The 15680-nt window shown below is 67.9% G+C and carries 14 protein-coding genes; 11 read left to right on the top strand and 3 right to left on the bottom strand.

Annotation, left to right across the window (positions count from 1 at the left end):
- Positions 1-20: 20 nt before the first annotated feature.
- Both JMV16_RS12675 and crcB read right to left on the bottom strand, forming a co-directional pair.
- Positions 21-1694 carry an electron transfer flavoprotein-ubiquinone oxidoreductase gene (locus tag JMV16_RS12675; protein WP_201494647.1) on the bottom strand — a complete coding sequence of 558 codons (1674 nt, stop codon included), beginning with the start codon at positions 1692-1694 and terminating at the stop codon, positions 21-23.
- 84 nt (positions 1695-1778) lie between these two features.
- Positions 1779-2159 (bottom strand): fluoride efflux transporter CrcB, encoded by a 381-nt coding sequence (crcB, locus tag JMV16_RS12670; protein WP_201494646.1) that lies wholly within the window; start codon positions 2157-2159, stop codon positions 1779-1781.
- A gap of 88 nt (positions 2160-2247) precedes the next feature.
- Between crcB and JMV16_RS12665 the strand changes: the two genes are divergently transcribed.
- The 9 genes from JMV16_RS12665 to ntrC all read left to right on the top strand — a co-directional run bounded on the left by JMV16_RS12665 (position 2248) and on the right by ntrC (position 11615).
- Complete coding sequence (locus tag JMV16_RS12665; RefSeq protein ID WP_201494645.1) at positions 2248-3060, top strand: TIGR00266 family protein; 813 nt, start codon at positions 2248-2250, stop codon at positions 3058-3060.
- Complete coding sequence (locus JMV16_RS12660) at positions 3050-3883, top strand: creatininase family protein (RefSeq protein WP_201494644.1); 834 nt, start codon at positions 3050-3052, stop codon at positions 3881-3883. The genes JMV16_RS12665 and JMV16_RS12660 overlap by 11 nt, the downstream gene beginning before the upstream one ends.
- A 38-nt stretch (positions 3884-3921) precedes the next feature.
- Positions 3922-5160 carry a YncE family protein gene (locus JMV16_RS12655; protein ID WP_236580495.1) on the top strand — a complete coding sequence of 413 codons (1239 nt, stop codon included), beginning with the start codon at positions 3922-3924 and terminating at the stop codon, positions 5158-5160.
- A gap of 11 nt (positions 5161-5171) precedes the next feature.
- Entirely contained in the window at positions 5172-6008 is an 837-nt protein-coding gene (locus JMV16_RS12650; protein WP_201494642.1) for an EI24 domain-containing protein, read from the top strand.
- On the top strand, positions 6005-6811 hold the full coding sequence (locus tag JMV16_RS12645; RefSeq protein WP_201494641.1) for a competence/damage-inducible protein A: 807 nt from the start codon (positions 6005-6007) through the stop codon (positions 6809-6811). Before JMV16_RS12650 ends, JMV16_RS12645 begins: the two co-directional genes overlap by 4 nt.
- A gap of 193 nt (positions 6812-7004) precedes the next feature.
- On the top strand, positions 7005-8420 hold the full coding sequence (glnA, locus tag JMV16_RS12640; protein ID WP_201494640.1) for a type I glutamate--ammonia ligase: 1416 nt from the start codon (positions 7005-7007) through the stop codon (positions 8418-8420).
- Positions 8421-8516: 96 nt separating this feature from the next.
- Positions 8517-9050: a hypothetical protein gene (locus JMV16_RS12635; RefSeq protein ID WP_310737102.1), complete on the top strand. Its 534-nt coding sequence runs from the start codon at positions 8517-8519 to the stop codon at positions 9048-9050.
- Between the two features lie 38 nt (positions 9051-9088).
- Entirely contained in the window at positions 9089-10120 is a 1032-nt protein-coding gene (gene glnL, locus JMV16_RS12630; protein WP_201494660.1) for a nitrogen regulation protein NR(II), read from the top strand.
- A 16-nt stretch (positions 10121-10136) separates the two neighbouring features.
- The gene (gene ntrC, locus JMV16_RS12625) at positions 10137-11615 is read left to right on the top strand and encodes a nitrogen regulation protein NR(I) (protein WP_201494639.1); all 1479 of its coding nucleotides are present in this window, start codon (positions 10137-10139) and stop codon (positions 11613-11615) included.
- Between the two features lie 25 nt (positions 11616-11640).
- On the opposite strand, the gene xth is transcribed toward ntrC, so the two are convergent.
- The gene (gene xth, locus JMV16_RS12620) at positions 11641-12417 is read right to left on the bottom strand and encodes an exodeoxyribonuclease III (RefSeq protein ID WP_201494638.1); all 777 of its coding nucleotides are present in this window, start codon (positions 12415-12417) and stop codon (positions 11641-11643) included.
- A gap of 263 nt (positions 12418-12680) precedes the next feature.
- Between xth and JMV16_RS12615 the strand changes: the two genes are divergently transcribed.
- On the top strand, positions 12681-14237 hold the full coding sequence (locus tag JMV16_RS12615) for a methyl-accepting chemotaxis protein (RefSeq protein WP_201494637.1): 1557 nt from the start codon (positions 12681-12683) through the stop codon (positions 14235-14237).
- 170 nt (positions 14238-14407) lie between these two features.
- Positions 14408-15478, top strand: coding sequence for an acyltransferase family protein (locus tag JMV16_RS12610; RefSeq protein ID WP_201494636.1), 1071 nt, complete (start codon positions 14408-14410; stop codon positions 15476-15478).
- Positions 15479-15680: the final 202 nt, after the last annotated feature.

Here is a 15680-nt window from a genome sequence, read left to right as displayed (position 1 = left end):
CTGCGCCGGCCTGACGGCCGTCACATCCCGGCGTAGTTGGGCCCGCCGCCGCCCTCGGGCGTGACCCAGACGATGTTCTGCGTCGGGTCCTTGATGTCGCAGGTCTTGCAGTGAACGCAGTTCTGGGCGTTGATCTGCAGTTTCTCGCCGCCCTTGTCGTCCGCCACGAACTCGTAGACCCCGGCCGGGCAGTAGCGGCTCTCGGGGCCGGCCCAGCGCGCCAGATTCACCGCCACCGGCACGCTTGCGTCCTTGAGCGTCAGGTGGGCCGGCTGGTTCTCTTCGTGGTTGGTATTGCTGATGAAGACCGAACTCAGGCGGTCGAAGGTGATCACGCCGTCGGGCTTGGGGTAGGCAATGCGCCCCACCTGGCCGGCCGCGTGCATGCGGCCGTGGTCGGCCTCGCGGCGGTGCAATGTCCACGGCGGGTTGCGGATGCCCAGCTTGGGCAGCAGCCACTGCTCGATGCCGGTCATCGCCATGCCCACCAGCTGGCCCTTCTTGAACCACTGCTTGAAGTTGCGGCTGGTCTGCAGCTCATCGAACAGCCAGCTGCGTTCGAAGGCTTCGGGATAGGCGCTCAGTTCGTCGCTGGAGCGGCCGGCCTTCAGCGCCGCCGCAGCGGCCTCGGCCGCCAGCATGCCGGTCTTGAGCGCTGCATGGCTGCCCTTGATGCGCGCCGCGTTCAACGTGCCGGCATCGCAGCCCACCAGGGCCCCGCCCGGGAACACCAGCTTGGGCAGGCTCAGGATGCCGCCGGCGACGATGGCGCGTGCGCCATAGCCTATGCGCTTGCCGCCCGCAATGTGGGCGCGGATGGCCGGGTGGGTCTTCCAGCGCTGCATTTCCTCGAAGGGGCTGAGCCAGGGGTTCTGGTAGTCCAGCCCGACCACCAGGCCCAGCGTGACGCGGTTGCCCTCCAGGTGGTAGAGAAAGCCGCCGCCATAGGTCTGCTCGTCCATGGGCCAGCCGGCGGTGTGTACCACCAGGCCGGGCCTGGCCAGCTCGGGCGGGATCTCCCACAACTCCTTGATGCCGATGGCATAGCTCTGCGGGTCGCGCCCGGCGTCCAGCCGGTAGCGGGCGATCAGCTGCTTGCCCAGGTGGCCGCGGGCGCCTTCGGCGAACACGGTGTACCTGCCGAGCAGTTCCATGCCGAGCTGGAAGCCGTCGTGCGGCTGGCCGTCTTTGCCAATGCCGAGATTGCCGGTGGCCACGCCGCGCACGGCGCCGTCGTCGCCATACAGCACCTCGGCGGCGGCGAAGCCGGGGAAGATCTCCACGCCCAGGGCCTCGGCCTGCTCGGCCAGCCACTTGACCACCGCGCCCAGGCTGATGACGTAGTTGCCGTCGTTGTGAAAGCAGTCGGGCACGAGGGCGTCGGGCGTGCGGCGCGCGTCGGTGGCGGTCAGCACCAGCAGGTCGTCGCCGGTCACCGGCTGCAGCAGCGGCGCACCGCGCGCCTTCCAGTCGGGGAAGAGTTCGGAGATGGCACGCGGGTCCATCACCGCGCCCGAGATGATGTGGGCGCCGGGCTCAGAGCCCTTTTCCAGCACCACCACCGAGAGATCGGGATCGATCTGCTTGAGGCGTATCGCCGTGGCCAGGCCGCCGGGGCCGGCGCCGACCACGACCACGTCGTATTCCATGGCCTCGCGGGGGCCGTACTGGGCCAGGATCTCGGCAGGGGTCATCAGGCGGTCTCCGCGCGGCGCGCAAGTCTTGGGGGCGGGCAATTCTAAGAGGCGCCCCGAGGCCGGCCCGCGGCGCCAGCTGCCTCAGCGCCGCAGCAGCGGCAGCGTCGCGATGCCGGCCAGCGTGCAGGCCAGCGAGCCCAGCACATGCGTGCCCACCGTGGCCAGCGCCCAGCCCAGGCGGCCCTGCTGAAGCGCCGTGACGACCTCGGCCGAGAAGGTGGAGAAGGTGGTCAGGCCGCCGAGGAAGCCGGTGATCACGAACAGCCGCCACTCCGGCGGCAGGGCCGGTGCCTGGGCAAAAAAAGCCATCGCCAGGCCGATCAAATAGCCGCCCACCAGATTGGCCGCCAGCGTGCCCGGCGGCAGTTGCGGCAGCAACTGGTTCAAGCCCAGGGCCAGGCCCCAGCGCAGCAGGGCGCCCAGGGCGGCGCCCAGGCCGACGGCGAGGATGGCGCTCAGCATGGGGCGCGATTATCGCGGTCCGGCGCGCCGGACCAGGGTTTGCACTTGGGTACCATGCCGGCAGGTCGCAACAGATGGAGCTTGGGCGATGGCGATGGATGTGGTGGATTTCGAGATCAAGGGCGCCGAGATGCAGTTCGTCGAGGTCGAGCTCGACCCCGGCGAGGCTGCCGTGGGCGAGGCCGGCAGCCTGTTCTTCATGGACGCCGGCATTGCCATGGACACCGTGTTCGGCGACGGCAGCGCCTCCACCGGCGGCCTGTTCGGCAAGCTGCTCGGCGCCGGCAAGCGCCTGGTCACCGGCGAATCGCTGTTCACCACGGTCTACACCAATCAGGCCAGCGGCAAGCAGCGCGTGGCCTTCGCCGCGCCCTATCCGGGCAAGATCATCCCCATGGACCTGCGCCAGCTTGGCGGCATGCTGATCTGCCAGAAGGATGCATTCCTCTGCGCTGCCCGCGGCGTCTCGCTGGGCATCGCGCTGCAGCGCAAGCTCTCGGCCGGCTTCTTCGGTGGCGAGGGCTTCATCATGCAAAAGCTCGAAGGCGACGGCCTGGCCTTCGTCCACGCCGGTGGCACGGTGGTGAGGCGCGAGCTGCAGCCGGGCCAGGTGCTGATGGTCGACACCGGCTGCGTCGTTGCCTACACGCCCACGGTGGACTTCGAGATCCAGTACGTCGGCAAGATCAAGACCGCGCTCTTCGGCGGCGAGGGCCTGTTCTTCGCCAAGCTCAGCGGCCCCGGCACGGTCTGGCTGCAGAGCCTGCCCTTCAGCCGCCTGGCCTCGCGCGTGTTCGCGGCGGCGCCGCAGCGTGGCGGCAGCAAGGAAGAGAGCACGCTGGGCGGCCTGGCCGTTGGCGGTGGCCTGCTCGGCGGCCTGCTGGGTGGCGATGACGAGTAGCCCGGCGCGCCGCGCCGCGGCGCTGCTGTTGTCCCTGTCCTCGATGCTGTTGGCCACGGCGCCCGCCCGCGCCGCCGCGCCCACCGTGCAGCTGGAAGACCTGAGCTGGACCGAGCTGCGCGAGCGCATCGCGGCCGGCAGCACCACGGCCCTGGTGCCGGTGGGCGGCACCGAGCAGAACGGCCCCCACATGGTGCTGGGCAAGCACAATGTGCGCGTGCGCTGGCTGGCCGCGCGCATCGCGCAGCAGCTGGGCGACGCCGTCGTTGCGCCGGTGCTGGCCTATGTGCCCGAGGGCCGCATCAAGCCGCCGGCCGGCCACATGCGCTGGCCCGGCACGCTGTCCATCCCCGAGCCGGCCTTCGAGGCCGTGCTGGCCGGCGCCGCGCGCAGCCTGCAGGCCCACGGCTTCTGCCATGTCTTCTTCCTGGGCGACCACGGCGGCTACAAGGCCAGCCTTGAGCGCGTGGCCGCCGCGCTCAACCGCGAGGGGGCCGCAGGCTCGCGTTGCCGCGCCCACGCGCTGGGCGAGTACTACCACGCTTCGCAGGCGGATTTCGAGGCGCTGCTCAAGTCGCGCGGCCACGCCGCTGCCGAGATCGGCCCCCATGCCGGCCTGGCCGACACCTCGCTGGCGCTGGCGGTCGACCCCTCGCTGGTGCGCATGGAGGTGGCGCGCGCCCGCCCGCGCGGCCGTGTGGATGACGGCGTGGCCGGCGACCCCCGCGCCGCCACGGCCGAGCTGGGACGGCTGGGCATCGATCACATCGTCGAGGTCTCGGTGGCGGCCATACGCCAGCGTCGCCTGGACACCAAGCCCTGACAAGAATTTGTACGAAGTCTGGAAAGAAGATGCTTGCCATGAAGAAGAGAACTGCCTTGTCCCTTGCTGCCGCCGCGGCGCTGTTGCTGCCGGCGCTGGCCGCCTGGTCGGTAGAGCCGCCGGCCGGCGTGCCCCCCGTGCCCGACGCGCGCAATGTCTACAGCGAGACCACCGCCGACAAGGTCAGGCCCGAGATCGCCGCCGACCTCGAGCGCGTCTACGTGCCCAACCTGCAGTCCAACGACGTCTACGTGATCGACCCCAAGACGCTCAAGGTGGTCGACCGCTTCAAGGTCGGCATCGGGCCGCAGCACATCGTGCCCTCGTGGGACATGCGCACGCTGTGGGTGACCAACAACGCCGAGGGTCGCAAGGACGGCAGCCTCACGCCCATCGACCCGCGCACCGGCAAGCCGGGCAAGGCGGTGATGGTCGACGACCCGTACAACATGTACGCCTCGCCCGACGGCAAGTCGGCCATCGTGGTGGCCGAGGCGCGCAAGCGGCTCGACTTCCGCGACCCCAAGACGATGGCGATGCAGTATTCGATCGAGGTGCCCGGCTGCCCCGGCATCAACCACGCCGATTTCTCCATCGACAGCCGCTACGCCATCTTCACCTGCGAGTTCAACGGCACGCTGGCCAAGATCGACCTCGTCGAACGCAAGGTGATGGGCTATCTCAAGCTGCAGATGCCGGCCACGCGCTTCAAGGAAAGGCCGGGCGCGGCGCGCACCAAGCCCGGCCAGGTGTGGGAGCCGGGCGAGACCGAGATCTGCACCGTCGAGAAGGGCATGCCGCAGGACATCCGCCTGTCGCCCGATGGCAGCCGCTTCTACGTGGCCGACATGCATGCCGACGGCGTGCACGTGGTCGATGGCGCCGCCTTCAAGGAGGTCGGCTTCATCGCCACCGGCCTCGGCGCCCACGGCCTCTACCCCAGCCGCGACGGCAAGAAGCTGTATGTCGTCAACCGCGGCTCGCACAAGATCCACGGCAGCAAGGCTGGTGATGGCGGCGTCGCGGTGATCGACTTCGCCACCGAGAAAGTGGTGGCGCGCTGGCCGGTGCCGGGCGGCGGCAGCCCCGACATGGGCAATGTCAGCGCCGACGGCCGCTGGCTCTGGCTGGGCGCGCGCTTCGACCACGTGGTCTACCGCTTCGACACCCAGTCGGGCGCGGTGGCCCGGGTCAAGGTCGGCACCGAGCCCCACGGCCTTGCGGTCTGGCCCCAGCCCGGCCGCTACTCGCTGGGCCACACCGGCAACGCGCGCTGAGCGCGGCGCGCGTGCGCGACATCGCCGACGCCCTGTGGCGGGCCGCCGCCTACTGCCTGCATCCCAAGGTGCTGCTGTGGTCGCTGCTGCCGCTGGCGCTGGCCGGCGGCGCCGTGGGACTGCTCGGCTGGGCCTATTGGGAGACCACGGTAGCGGCGGTGCGCAGCGCGCTCGAGCAGGGTGAACTGGTGCTGGCGCTGCTGCAGTGGCTGGACAGCGCCGGCCTGCAGCGCCTGCGCAGCCTGCTGGCACCGATGATCGTGGTCGCGCTCTCGGTGCCGCTGGTGCTGGTGCTGACGCTGCTGCTGGTGGCCTTTGTCGTGACCCCGGCGGTGGCGCGCCTGGTGGTGGCGCGGCGCTTCCCGGGGCTGCAGCGGCGCGAGGGCGTGAGCGGCTGGAAGGCGCTGCTGTGGCCGCTGGCCTGCACGGCAGCGGCGCTGCTGGCGCTGGCCTTGAGCGTGCCGCTGTGGTTCGTGCCGCCTCTGGTGCTGGTGCTGCCGCCGCTGATCTGGGGCTGGCTGACCTGCCGCGTGCTGGCCTTCGACGTGCTGGCTTCCTACGCCAGTGCTTCCGAGCGCCATGCGGTGATGCGCAGCCGGCGCTGGTCGCTGCTGGCCATCGGCGTGTGCTGCGGTTACCTGGGCGCGCTGCCCTCGCTGGTGTGGGCGGCCAGCGCCGCGGCGCTGATCTTCGCGCCGCTGCTGGCCGTGGTCTCGGTCTGGCTCTACACCATCGTCTTCGCCTTTGCCTCCTGCTGGTTTGCCCATTTCTGCCTTGCCGATCTGCAGCGGCTGCGTCTGTCAGAGGCCAGGCCCGCCCTTGTCGCCATCGAAGGAAGCGCCCCATGAGCAGCAGCACCACCGACATCGGCCTCGTCATCGTCGGCGACGAGATCCTCTCCGGCAAGCGGCGCGACCAGCACCTGCCCAAGGTGATCGAACTGCTCGCGGCCCGCGGCCTGCAACTGGCCTGGGCGCGCTATGTCGGCGACGACCGCCCTCGCATCACCGCGGCGCTGCGCGACGCCTTCGCCAGCGGCGGCCCGGTGTTCAGCTGCGGCGGCATCGGCGCCACGCCCGACGACCACACGCGCCAGTGCGCCGCCGCGGCCCTGGGTGTGGAGCTGGCGCTGCACCCGCAGGCGCGCGATCTGATTCTCGAGCGCATGCGCGACGTCGCCGCCGAGCAGGGCACGCCCTACGAGCCCGAGCGCGAGGACAACCAGCACCGCCTGAACATGGGCGTGTTCCCGGTCGGTGCCCAGATCATTCCCAACCCCTTCAACAAGATTGCCGGCTTCTCGGTGGCCGAGGTCCATTTCGTGCCCGGCTTCCCGGTGATGGCCTGGCCGATGATCGAAGGGGTGCTCGACACGCGCTACCGTCACCTGCACGGCGGTGGCCGCAGCGTCGAGCGCTCGGTCATCGTCTTCGGCGCCATGGAGGCCAGCCTGACGCCGCTGATGGAGGCCATCGAGGCGCAATTCCCCGGCGTCAAGGTCTTCAGCCTGCCCAGCGTCGACCACCCGCAGTGGGGCCGGCATATCGAGCTGGGCGTCAAGGGCGCCGTTGACCCGGTGGCGGCCTTTGCCGAGCTGCGCTCGGGCCTGCAGCGCTTTGGTGCGAAGCTTGGCCCCGAAATGGTGCGGTAAGGCCTGGGCGAATGCACTTCATTGGTGCCTGTTTCTCGTCATGGATCGTTGCCTGCCCGCTCCCGGGTCAGTCGTCCCAGGGTCGGGGCGGGCACGCTTTCTGCTAAATTGCCAGGTGCTCCGGAGCCGCCATTGCAAGGCCGGGTCCGCCGCCTACAAACCACCCCCTCGAGCCCCGCTAGGAGATATCTGAATGGCAAAGACCGTTGCCGACGTGATGAAGATGGTGAAGGACAGCGAAGTCAAGTTCGTTGACTTCCGCTTCACCGACACCCGCGGCAAGGAACAGCACGTTTCCGTGCCTGTGTCGCATTTCGACGAGGACAAGTTTTCTTCGGGCCATGCCTTCGACGGTTCGTCGATCGCCGGCTGGAAGGGCATCGAGGCCAGCGACATGCTGCTGATGCCCGATCCCAACACCGCCAACATCGACCCCTTCTTCGAAGAGCCGACGCTGATCCTGAGCTGCGACGTGCTCGAGCCTGGTGACGGCAAGCCCTACGAGCGCGACCCGCGCAGCCTGGCCAAGCGCGCCGAGGCCTACCTCAAGAGCAGCGGCATGGGCGACGCGGCCTTCTTCGGCCCCGAACCCGAGTTCTTCATCTTCGACGAGGTGCACTGGAACATCGACATGACCGGCTGCTTCGTGAAGGTGACTTCCGAAGAGGCGCCCTGGAGCACCGGCCGCGATTTCGAGAGCGGCAACATGGGCCACCGCCCGGCCGTCAAGGGCGGCTACTTCCCGGTGCCCCCGGTCGACAGCTTCCAGGACATGCGCAGCGAGATGTGCCTGATCCTCGAATCGCTGGGCATCCCGGTCGAGGTCCACCACCACGAAGTGGCGGCCCCGGGCCAGAACGAGATCGGCACCAAGTTCAGCACCCTGGTGCAGCGCGCCGACTGGCTGCAACTGCAGAAGTACGTGATCCACAACGTGGCCCACGCCTACGGCAAGACCGCCACCTTCATGCCCAAGCCCATCGTCGGCGACAACGGCAGCGGCATGCACGTTCACCAGAGCGTCTGGAAGGACGGCGTCAACCTGTTCGCCGGCGACGGCTATGCCGGCCTGAGCGATTTCGCCCTGTACTACATCGGCGGCATCATCAAGCACGCACGGGCGCTGAACGCCATCACCAACCCCGGCACCAACAGCTACAAGCGCCTGGTGCCCGGCTACGAGGCGCCGGTCAAGCTGGCCTACTCGGCCAAGAACCGCTCGGCCTCGATCCGCATCCCGTATGTGGCCAGCCCCAAGGGCCGTCGCATCGAGGCGCGCTTCCCCGATCCCCTGTGCAACCCCTACCTCGGCTTCTCGGCCCTGCTGATGGCGGGCCTGGACGGCGTCGAGAACAAGATCCACCCGGGCGAGGCTGCCAGCAAGGATCTCTACCACCTGCCGCCGGAAGAAGACGCGAAGATCCCGACCGTGTGCTCGAGCCTCGAGCAGGCGCTCGAGTACCTGGACAAGGGCCGCGCCTTCCTCACCAAAGGTGGCGTGTTCACCGACTCCTACATCGATGCCTACATCGACCTGAAGATGTCCGAGGTCCAGCGCTTCCGCATGACCACGCATCCGCTCGAGTTCGACATGTACTACTCGCTGTAATCGGGGATACCTCGGCTTACCGGAAGGGGCGGATCCGCAAGGGTCCGCCCCTTCTGTCTTGTGCGGGCGGCACGGCTGCTGCGCCACAATGCGGACATGGCTGCACACGAGCACTTCTTCCCCCTCGCGGCATGGGCCCTGGCAGGCGCCCTGGCAATGGGCACAGCCGGCGCGGCGCGCGCCGATGACCACCCCAAGCCGGTCTACCGCTGTCCCGGCCCGCCCGTGCTCTATACCGACGCGCTGTCGGCCCAGGAGGCGCGCGACAAGGGCTGCCGCACCATCGAAGGCGCGCCGGTCACGGTGATCCAGGCGCCGCCGCGGCCGCCTCGCAATGGCGCCGCACCGGCGGCCAGCGCACCGCGCACTTCCGATGCGCGCGTCGACCCGGCCGCGCAGCGCGCCCGCGACAGCGATGCGCGCCGCATCCTGGGCGATGAACTCCGGCGCGAGGAAGAACGCCTGGCTGCGATGCAGCGCGAGTTCAACAACGGCGAGCCCGAGCGCGGCGGCGACGAGCGCAATTACCAGCGCTACCAGGATCGCGTGGCCGAGATGAAGGCGGCCATCGCGCGCAAGGAGTCGGACGTCGCGGCCATCAAGCGCGAGCTTGCCAAGCTGCCGCAGTGAGCACCCCAGGGCCCTTGCCCGGCTTCGAGTGCTTCGACATGCTGGCCACCATGGTGGCCCTGGTCGACCCCGAGGGCCACTGCCTGCAGGCCAACTCGGCGCTGGAGAACATCCTGGCGGTTTCACGCCGCACCCTGAGGCGTGGCAGCGTGCTGGACTGGCTGGTCGACCCGACGCAGATGCGCGAGACCCTGGCCCTGGTGGCCAGCAACCAGGTCTCGACCAGCCGCTTCGACGCCCTCATGCGGCGCCTGCCGCTGGGCACGGGCGAATTGCCGGTGCATGTGATCGTCAACCAGACCGAGTGGCCTGATCGCGTGCTGGTGGAGATGCTCGAGATCGAGCAGCAGACCCGGCTCGACCGTGAAGAGCGCACGCTCGGCCTGGCCCAGGCCAACAAGGAACTGGTGCGCAACCTGGCCCACGAGATCAAGAACCCGCTCGGCGGCATCCGCGGCGCGGCCCAGCTGCTGGCGATGGAGATCGACTCCAAGGAGTTGATGGAATACACCGGCGTCATCATCCATGAGGCCGACCGCCTGCAAGCCCTGGTGGACCGCCTGCTCGCGCCCCACCGGCGCGCCCAGATGGTGGGCGACGTCAACATCCACGAGGTCTGCGAGCGCGTGCGCTCGCTGATCCTGGCCGAGTACCCGCGCGGGCTGGACGTCGAGCGCGACTACGACACCTCCATTCCCGAGTTCCGCGGCGACCGCGAGCAGCTCATCCAGGCCGTGCTGAACATCGTCCACAACGCCACCCAGGCCCTGGCCGAGCGCATCGGGGCGGGCGATGCGCGGTTGCAGCTGCGCACGCGCGTGGGGCGCCAGGTCACCTTCGGCCGCCGCCGCTTTCGGCTGGCACTGGAATTGCATATCGAGGACAACGGTCCAGGCGTGCCCGAAGCCATCCGCGATCGCATCTTCCACCCCCTGGTGTCGGGGCGCGAGGGCGGTTCAGGGCTAGGCCTGACGTTGGCGCAGACCTTCGTGCAGCAGCACCACGGCACGATCGAATGCGACAGCGCACCCGGACGCACGGTTTTCAAGATCCTGATCCCGCTGCCTTGAAGGGCTCGCCCCGCGCATGAAACCCATCTGGGTCGTCGACGACGACCAATCCATCCGCTTCGTGCTCGAGAAAGCCTTGGCGCGCGAACAATTCAGCGTGCGCTGCTTCGCGAGCCCGAAAGAAGTGGTCAAGGCCCTCGAGGACGATTCGCCCCAGGTGCTGGTGAGCGACATCCGCATGCCCGGCGGCAGCGGCATCGACCTGCTGGCCGCGGTGAAGGCGCGCCACCCGGGGTTGCCGGTCATCATCATGACCGCCTACTCCGACCTCGACAGCGCCGTCAGCGCCTTCCAGGGCGGCGCCTTCGAATACCTGCCCAAGCCCTTCGACCTGACCAAGGCGGTGGAGCTGATACGCCGCGCCGTCGACGAGAGCCTGCGCGAAGAGGTGGCCGATGCGGCCCAGGCCCAGGCGCCCGAAATGCTGGGCCAGGCGCCGGCGATGCAGGATGTGTTTCGCGCCATCGGCCGCCTGAGTCAGAGCAATGTCACGGTGATGATCACCGGCGAGAGCGGCACCGGCAAGGAACTGGTGGCGCGTGCCCTGCACAAGCACAGCCCACGCGGCGACGCCGGCAACAAGGGGCCCTTCGTGGCCATCAACACCGCGGCCATCCCCAAGGATTTGCTCGAGAGCGAACTCTTCGGCCACGAGCGCGGCGCCTTCACCGGCGCCCAGGCCACGCGGCGCGGTCGCTTCGAGCAGGCCGATGGCGGCACGCTGTTCCTGGACGAAATCGGTGACATGCCCTTCGACCTGCAGACGCGCCTGCTGCGCGTGCTGTCGGACGGCCAGTTCTACCGCGTCGGCGGCCACCAGCCGCTCAAGGCCAATGTGCGGGTGATCGCGGCCACGCACCAGAACCTGGAAGAGCGCGTGCGCCAGGGCGTCTTCCGCGAGGACTTGTACCACCGCCTCAACGTGATCCGCCTGCGCCTGCCGCCGCTGCGCGAGCGGCGCGAAGACATCCCGATGCTGACGCGCCTCTTCCTCGGCAAGAGCGCCCGCGAACTGGGCGTCGAGGCCAAGCGCATCACCGAGTCGGCGCTGGCGCGGCTGGCCGACTTCGACTTCCCCGGCAATGTGCGGCAACTCGAGAACCTCTGCCACTGGCTCACAGTGATGGCGCCGGCCCAGGTGGTCGAGGCCAAGGACTTGCCGCCCGAGATGCTGGATGCGGCGCCGGCCCCTGCGCCGGCCGCGACCTCGTCAGACACCGTCGAGGCGCCCGCCGGCCAGGCCCAGCCGGTGGCTCAGGCTGTGGGCGAGTCCGTGCCGCCGCCCTGGCTGGCCGATCTCAAGCGCGAGGCCCGGCGTCGGCTCGACGCCAACGAGCCCGAGGTCTGGGACATCCTGAGCAAGCAGTTCGAGCGCGGCCTGATCCAGACGGCGCTCGACCTTACGCGAGGCCGCCGCATCGAGGCCGCGCAGCGCCTGGGCATAGGGCGCAACACCATCACGCGCAAGATCCAGGAACTGGGGCTGGAAGACTGAACCTGGGCAGGCGAGGGCGCGGCCCTCAGCCCAGCGTCACGATCACCGGCGCGTGGTCGCTGGGCCGCTCGTTCTTGCGCATGGGTTTGGCGATGGTGCAGGCCTGCACGCGAGCGCGCAGCGGCTCGCTGACCAGGATGTGATCGATGCGCAGGCCCTGGTTCTTGCGGAAGGCAAGATTGCGGTAGTCCCACCACGACCAGCTCTTGGGCGGCTGCTCGAAGAGGCGGAAGGCATCGACCAGGCCCAGGCTGACCAGGCCCTGGAAGTGGGCGCGCTCCTGCGGCGTGCAGAGAATCTGGCCGGCCCAGGCCAGCGGGTCGTACACATCGCGGTCTTCGGGCGCGATGTTGAAGTCGCCCATCAGCACCAGATCGGGGTGCTGCACCAGCTCGGCGCGCACGAAATCATGCAGTGCGGCCAGCCACCGCATCTTGTAGGCGTACTTGTCGCTGTCGGGCGCCTGGCCGTTGGGGAAATAGGCGCCAATCGTGCGCACCCCGCCTACCGTGGCCGTGATGACGCGCGCCTGCTCGTCGTCGAAGCCGGGGATGTTGTGCAGCACGCCGGTGGCCGGCGCGCGGCTGAGCAGGGCGACGCCGTTGTAGGTCTTCTGGCCGAAGAACTGCACCGCGTAGCCGGCGGCCTCGATCTCGGCAGCCGGGAAGCGGTCGTCGGTGAGCTTGGTCTCCTGCAGCACCACCGCGTCCAAGGGTGCGTCGGCCGGCTGCATGGCCAGCCATTCAAGCAGCTGCGGCAGGCGCACGGCGAGGGAATTGACGTTCCAGGTGGCGAGTTTCAAGGCGAATTCCAGGTTGTCGACGGCATGGGCTTGGCTTCATCCCCGCGCGGCCCGCAGGCATGGCAAGCCGTGGCTGCGAATGCGGCCCCGCCGGCCCCAAGGCCAGGGGAAGTCCGGCAGCCATCGTACAAGGCGCCGGCTGCGCCGCCCGGGCCGGCTCGCCCCTGCTGCTCAAGTTGGCGCGCGCAATGCCGATGCATGCTGAACACCACGCCGAGGCTGTCGCCCACTGTCAGGACTCCTGGCCGCAAGCGCTGCGATGAATGAAGTTTTCCAAGCGCCTGTTGCTCCTGTCGGTCATCCCGGCCTGTGTATTGATCGTCGCGGCGCTGGCCGGCGTGGCGGCCTTGCGAGCCGCCGAGACGCGTTTTGCCGATGTCTTCGAGAAGGACCATCCGCTGTCGCAGGCGGTCACGGAGATGTACGGGCACGGCTTGCAGACGGGCCAGGCCCTGCGCAACATCCTGCTGGACCCCGGCAATCCGACGGCCTACAAGAACCTGGAGTCGGCTCTCAAGGCCTATGAGGCGGCCGAGAAGGTGGCCGCGCCGCTGGCGGCGGGCACGGCGGCTCAGGCCTTGCTGGACAAGGTTGCCGAGGCCCGCGGCCGTCAGAAGCTGGCCCGTGACCGTGTGCTGGCGCTGGCCAAGACCGACATGGCGGCGGCAGTGCTGCTGCTCAACAAGGAAGAGACGCCGGCCTGGCGCGAGATGCGCGCGGGCTTGCTCGACGCAGGCAAGCTGGCCCAGGCCGGCCTGCAGGCCACGCGGGACAGGGCCTTGGCCGAGACCCGGCGCGCGGTCATCCTGGGCCTGGCCGCGACGCTGCTCGGCGCCACGTTGGCGCTGGTGTTTCCGGTGCTGATCCGGCGTACGCTGACCACGACACTGGGCGGCGAACCCGAGGTCGCTCGCGACCTGGTCGAGGCCGTGGCGGCTGGCGATCTGACGCGCGAAGTGCCGCTGCGACCGGGCGACACCAGCAGCCTGCTGGCGCACCTGGCCGGGATGCGCGCGGCGCTGGCGCGAACCCTGGGCGAACTCAGCTCGGCCGTGCTGCAATTGAATCTCGCCAGCCGCGAGATCGCCACCGGCAATGCCGACCTTTCCAACCGCACCGAGCAGCAGGCCAGCAACCTGCAGCAGGCCACCTCAAGCATGCAGGAGATGAGCAGCCAATTGCGCCAGAGCGCGGATTCGGCCCGCCAGGCCAGCGAGCTTGCGGCCACGGCGTCGGACGTGGCGGCCAAGGGCGGGCGCGTGGTCGGCGAGGTGGTGCTGACCATGGACGCCATCAGCGGCAGCAGCCGCAGGATCGCCGAGATCATCGGCGTCATCGACGGCATCGCCTTCCAGACCAATATCCTGGCCCTCAACGCGGCGGTCGAGGCCGCGCGGGCGGGCGAGCAGGGGCGTGGCTTCGCGGTGGTGGCTGGCGAGGTGCGCACGCTGGCCCAGCGCAGTGCGCAGGCAGCGCGCGAGATCAAGAGCCTGATCGCCGACAGCGTGGAGAAGGTGGACACCGGCAATCGCCTGGTCGTCGACGCGGGCAGCACGATGAAGGACATCGTGGCGCAGGTGGAGCGCGTGTCGAGCCTGATCAAGGAGATCACGGTCAGCACGCAGGAGGAAAGCAGCGGCATCGGCCAGGTCAACCTGGCGGTCAACCAGCTCGACCAGATGACGCAGCAGAACGCCGCACTGGTGGAGCAAAGCGCGGCCGCCGCGATGAGCCTGCGCGAGCAGGCCGAGAGGCTGCAAAGGGCGGTCTCGGCCTTCAAGCTGGTGGGTGCGAGTCAGGCTGGAGCTGCCTTTCGCTAGTGCGGTGGGCTCGCAGCTCGCAGATGAAGCTGCTAGACCCTTCGCCGCCATTTCGTGGGCGGCAGAACTGGCCAGCCGCCAGCTGTGACCCAATCACAAGCAGGGTCGGGGCGCGTCGCACCCGGTTTGGATTCCCGCTGGTGTCGGAGAATCGGCTATCGTCAAGCGTTATGTCAAAGTCGATCTACATTCCTGCGCTCGATGGGCTGCGTGCCGTCGCAGTGATTGCAGTAGTTGCACTTCATGGCGCGCCAACATATTTGACCGGAGGCTTCATTGGCGTCGATATGTTTTTCGTCATTTCTGGCTTCCTGATCACCTTACTCTGCTGCCAAGAGTTTGCCGCGCACGGCAATTTCGATTTCGGCAAGTTCTATTTGCGTCGAGCAATAAGACTCTGGCCCGCACTGTTTCTGATGTTGGTGGTTGTCGTCTTCATTCATGGAGCTTTGTCGCCGGCCGCAGCGTCGAACGACTTGGTTGATGCTGGTGTCGCGTTGGTCTATCTGTCGAATTGGCAGCGGGCTTTTCATTGGACTCCCGACAGCATATTTGGACACACTTGGTCCCTGTCGATCGAAGAGCAGTTTTATTTAATCTGGCCGCCCATGCTCGCCGGCCTGTTCATCCTTGCTCGAAAGCTCAATAAGAGCACTTCGCTGGCAATTGCGGTGGCTGCGTTGACGCTGGCGTTCTGCGTCATGATTTGGCGAGCGAAGTACATCCTACTGAATACCAACATTGAAGCGGCGGATCGTCTTTACAATGGACTCGATGGACACTCCGATGGTCTTCTACTTGGCTGCGCATTGGGCGCCCTTTATGCGAAGGGAGCATTGCGATTGATTTCGGGGTATTTCGGCGCAGCGGCTGGAGCTTTGCTGTTATTGTCTATCTTTGTGTTGAGAGAACATCATCTTTGGATGATCGTGGCGGGCTATGCGGTCGTGGCAACGGCCTCAACATTGATCGTCTGGCACATAGTCACAAATCAACAAGGCGTCGCCTCCAGGTTACTATCCCAGCGTGGCATTGTTTTCATTGGCCGAATTTCCTATGGCATCTATCTTTGGCACTACCCAATCTTCTGGATGTTCAGGGAGGCGCATGTCCCGAAGGCTTTGCTGGCTACCGCAGGAGTGTTCCTTTCACTCGTGGCTGCCTGGGCCTCTTTCGTCTTCGTCGAGCAACCGCTATCGCAGCGACTCAGGCCATTCGCAGTTCGTCGTGGTCCGACTTGAGTCGAGGCTTCCGACAGCGAAACGGCTTTGCCCAGCCGTTACCTATTGCCTGATATGGGTGAGGCCACTTGGTGTTAATGCGCATGGCCTTCGGAAGCTTCTGGGTTCTCGTCAGTGCGTATACGCAACTTGCGCAAGCCCGGATGCAACGGGTTGATGCACGTTTGCGCTGACCGACGTGCCGCTGGACGGGACGGGCGTG

The organism is Rubrivivax sp. A210 (assembly GCF_904426505.1).
In the GTDB taxonomy this organism is placed as follows: Bacteria; Pseudomonadota; Gammaproteobacteria; order Burkholderiales; family Burkholderiaceae_C; genus Rubrivivax.
Note: the sequence above shows the minus strand (reverse complement) of the source record. Positions and strands in the feature narration are given on the sequence as shown.

Coding starts and splice junctions, on each gene's coding strand:
- JMV16_RS12655 (WP_236580495.1), top strand. CDS start 3,922: ATGAAGAAGAGAACTGCCTTGTCCCTTGCTGCCGCCGCGGCGCTGTTG.
- JMV16_RS12665 (WP_201494645.1), top strand. CDS start 2,248: ATGGCGATGGATGTGGTGGATTTCGAGATCAAGGGCGCCGAGATGCAG.
- glnL (WP_201494660.1), top strand. CDS start 9,089: ATGCTGGCCACCATGGTGGCCCTGGTCGACCCCGAGGGCCACTGCCTG.
- crcB (WP_201494646.1), bottom strand. CDS start 2,159: ATGCTGAGCGCCATCCTCGCCGTCGGCCTGGGCGCCGCCCTGGGCGCC.
- JMV16_RS12645 (WP_201494641.1), top strand. CDS start 6,005: ATGAGCAGCAGCACCACCGACATCGGCCTCGTCATCGTCGGCGACGAG.
- JMV16_RS12610 (WP_201494636.1), top strand. CDS start 14,408: ATGTCAAAGTCGATCTACATTCCTGCGCTCGATGGGCTGCGTGCCGTC.
- JMV16_RS12660 (WP_201494644.1), top strand. CDS start 3,050: ATGACGAGTAGCCCGGCGCGCCGCGCCGCGGCGCTGCTGTTGTCCCTG.
- JMV16_RS12635 (WP_310737102.1), top strand. CDS start 8,517: ATGGCTGCACACGAGCACTTCTTCCCCCTCGCGGCATGGGCCCTGGCA.
- glnA (WP_201494640.1), top strand. CDS start 7,005: ATGGCAAAGACCGTTGCCGACGTGATGAAGATGGTGAAGGACAGCGAA.
- JMV16_RS12675 (WP_201494647.1), bottom strand. CDS start 1,694: ATGACCCCTGCCGAGATCCTGGCCCAGTACGGCCCCCGCGAGGCCATG.
- JMV16_RS12615 (WP_201494637.1), top strand. CDS start 12,681: ATGAAGTTTTCCAAGCGCCTGTTGCTCCTGTCGGTCATCCCGGCCTGT.
- ntrC (WP_201494639.1), top strand. CDS start 10,137: ATGAAACCCATCTGGGTCGTCGACGACGACCAATCCATCCGCTTCGTG.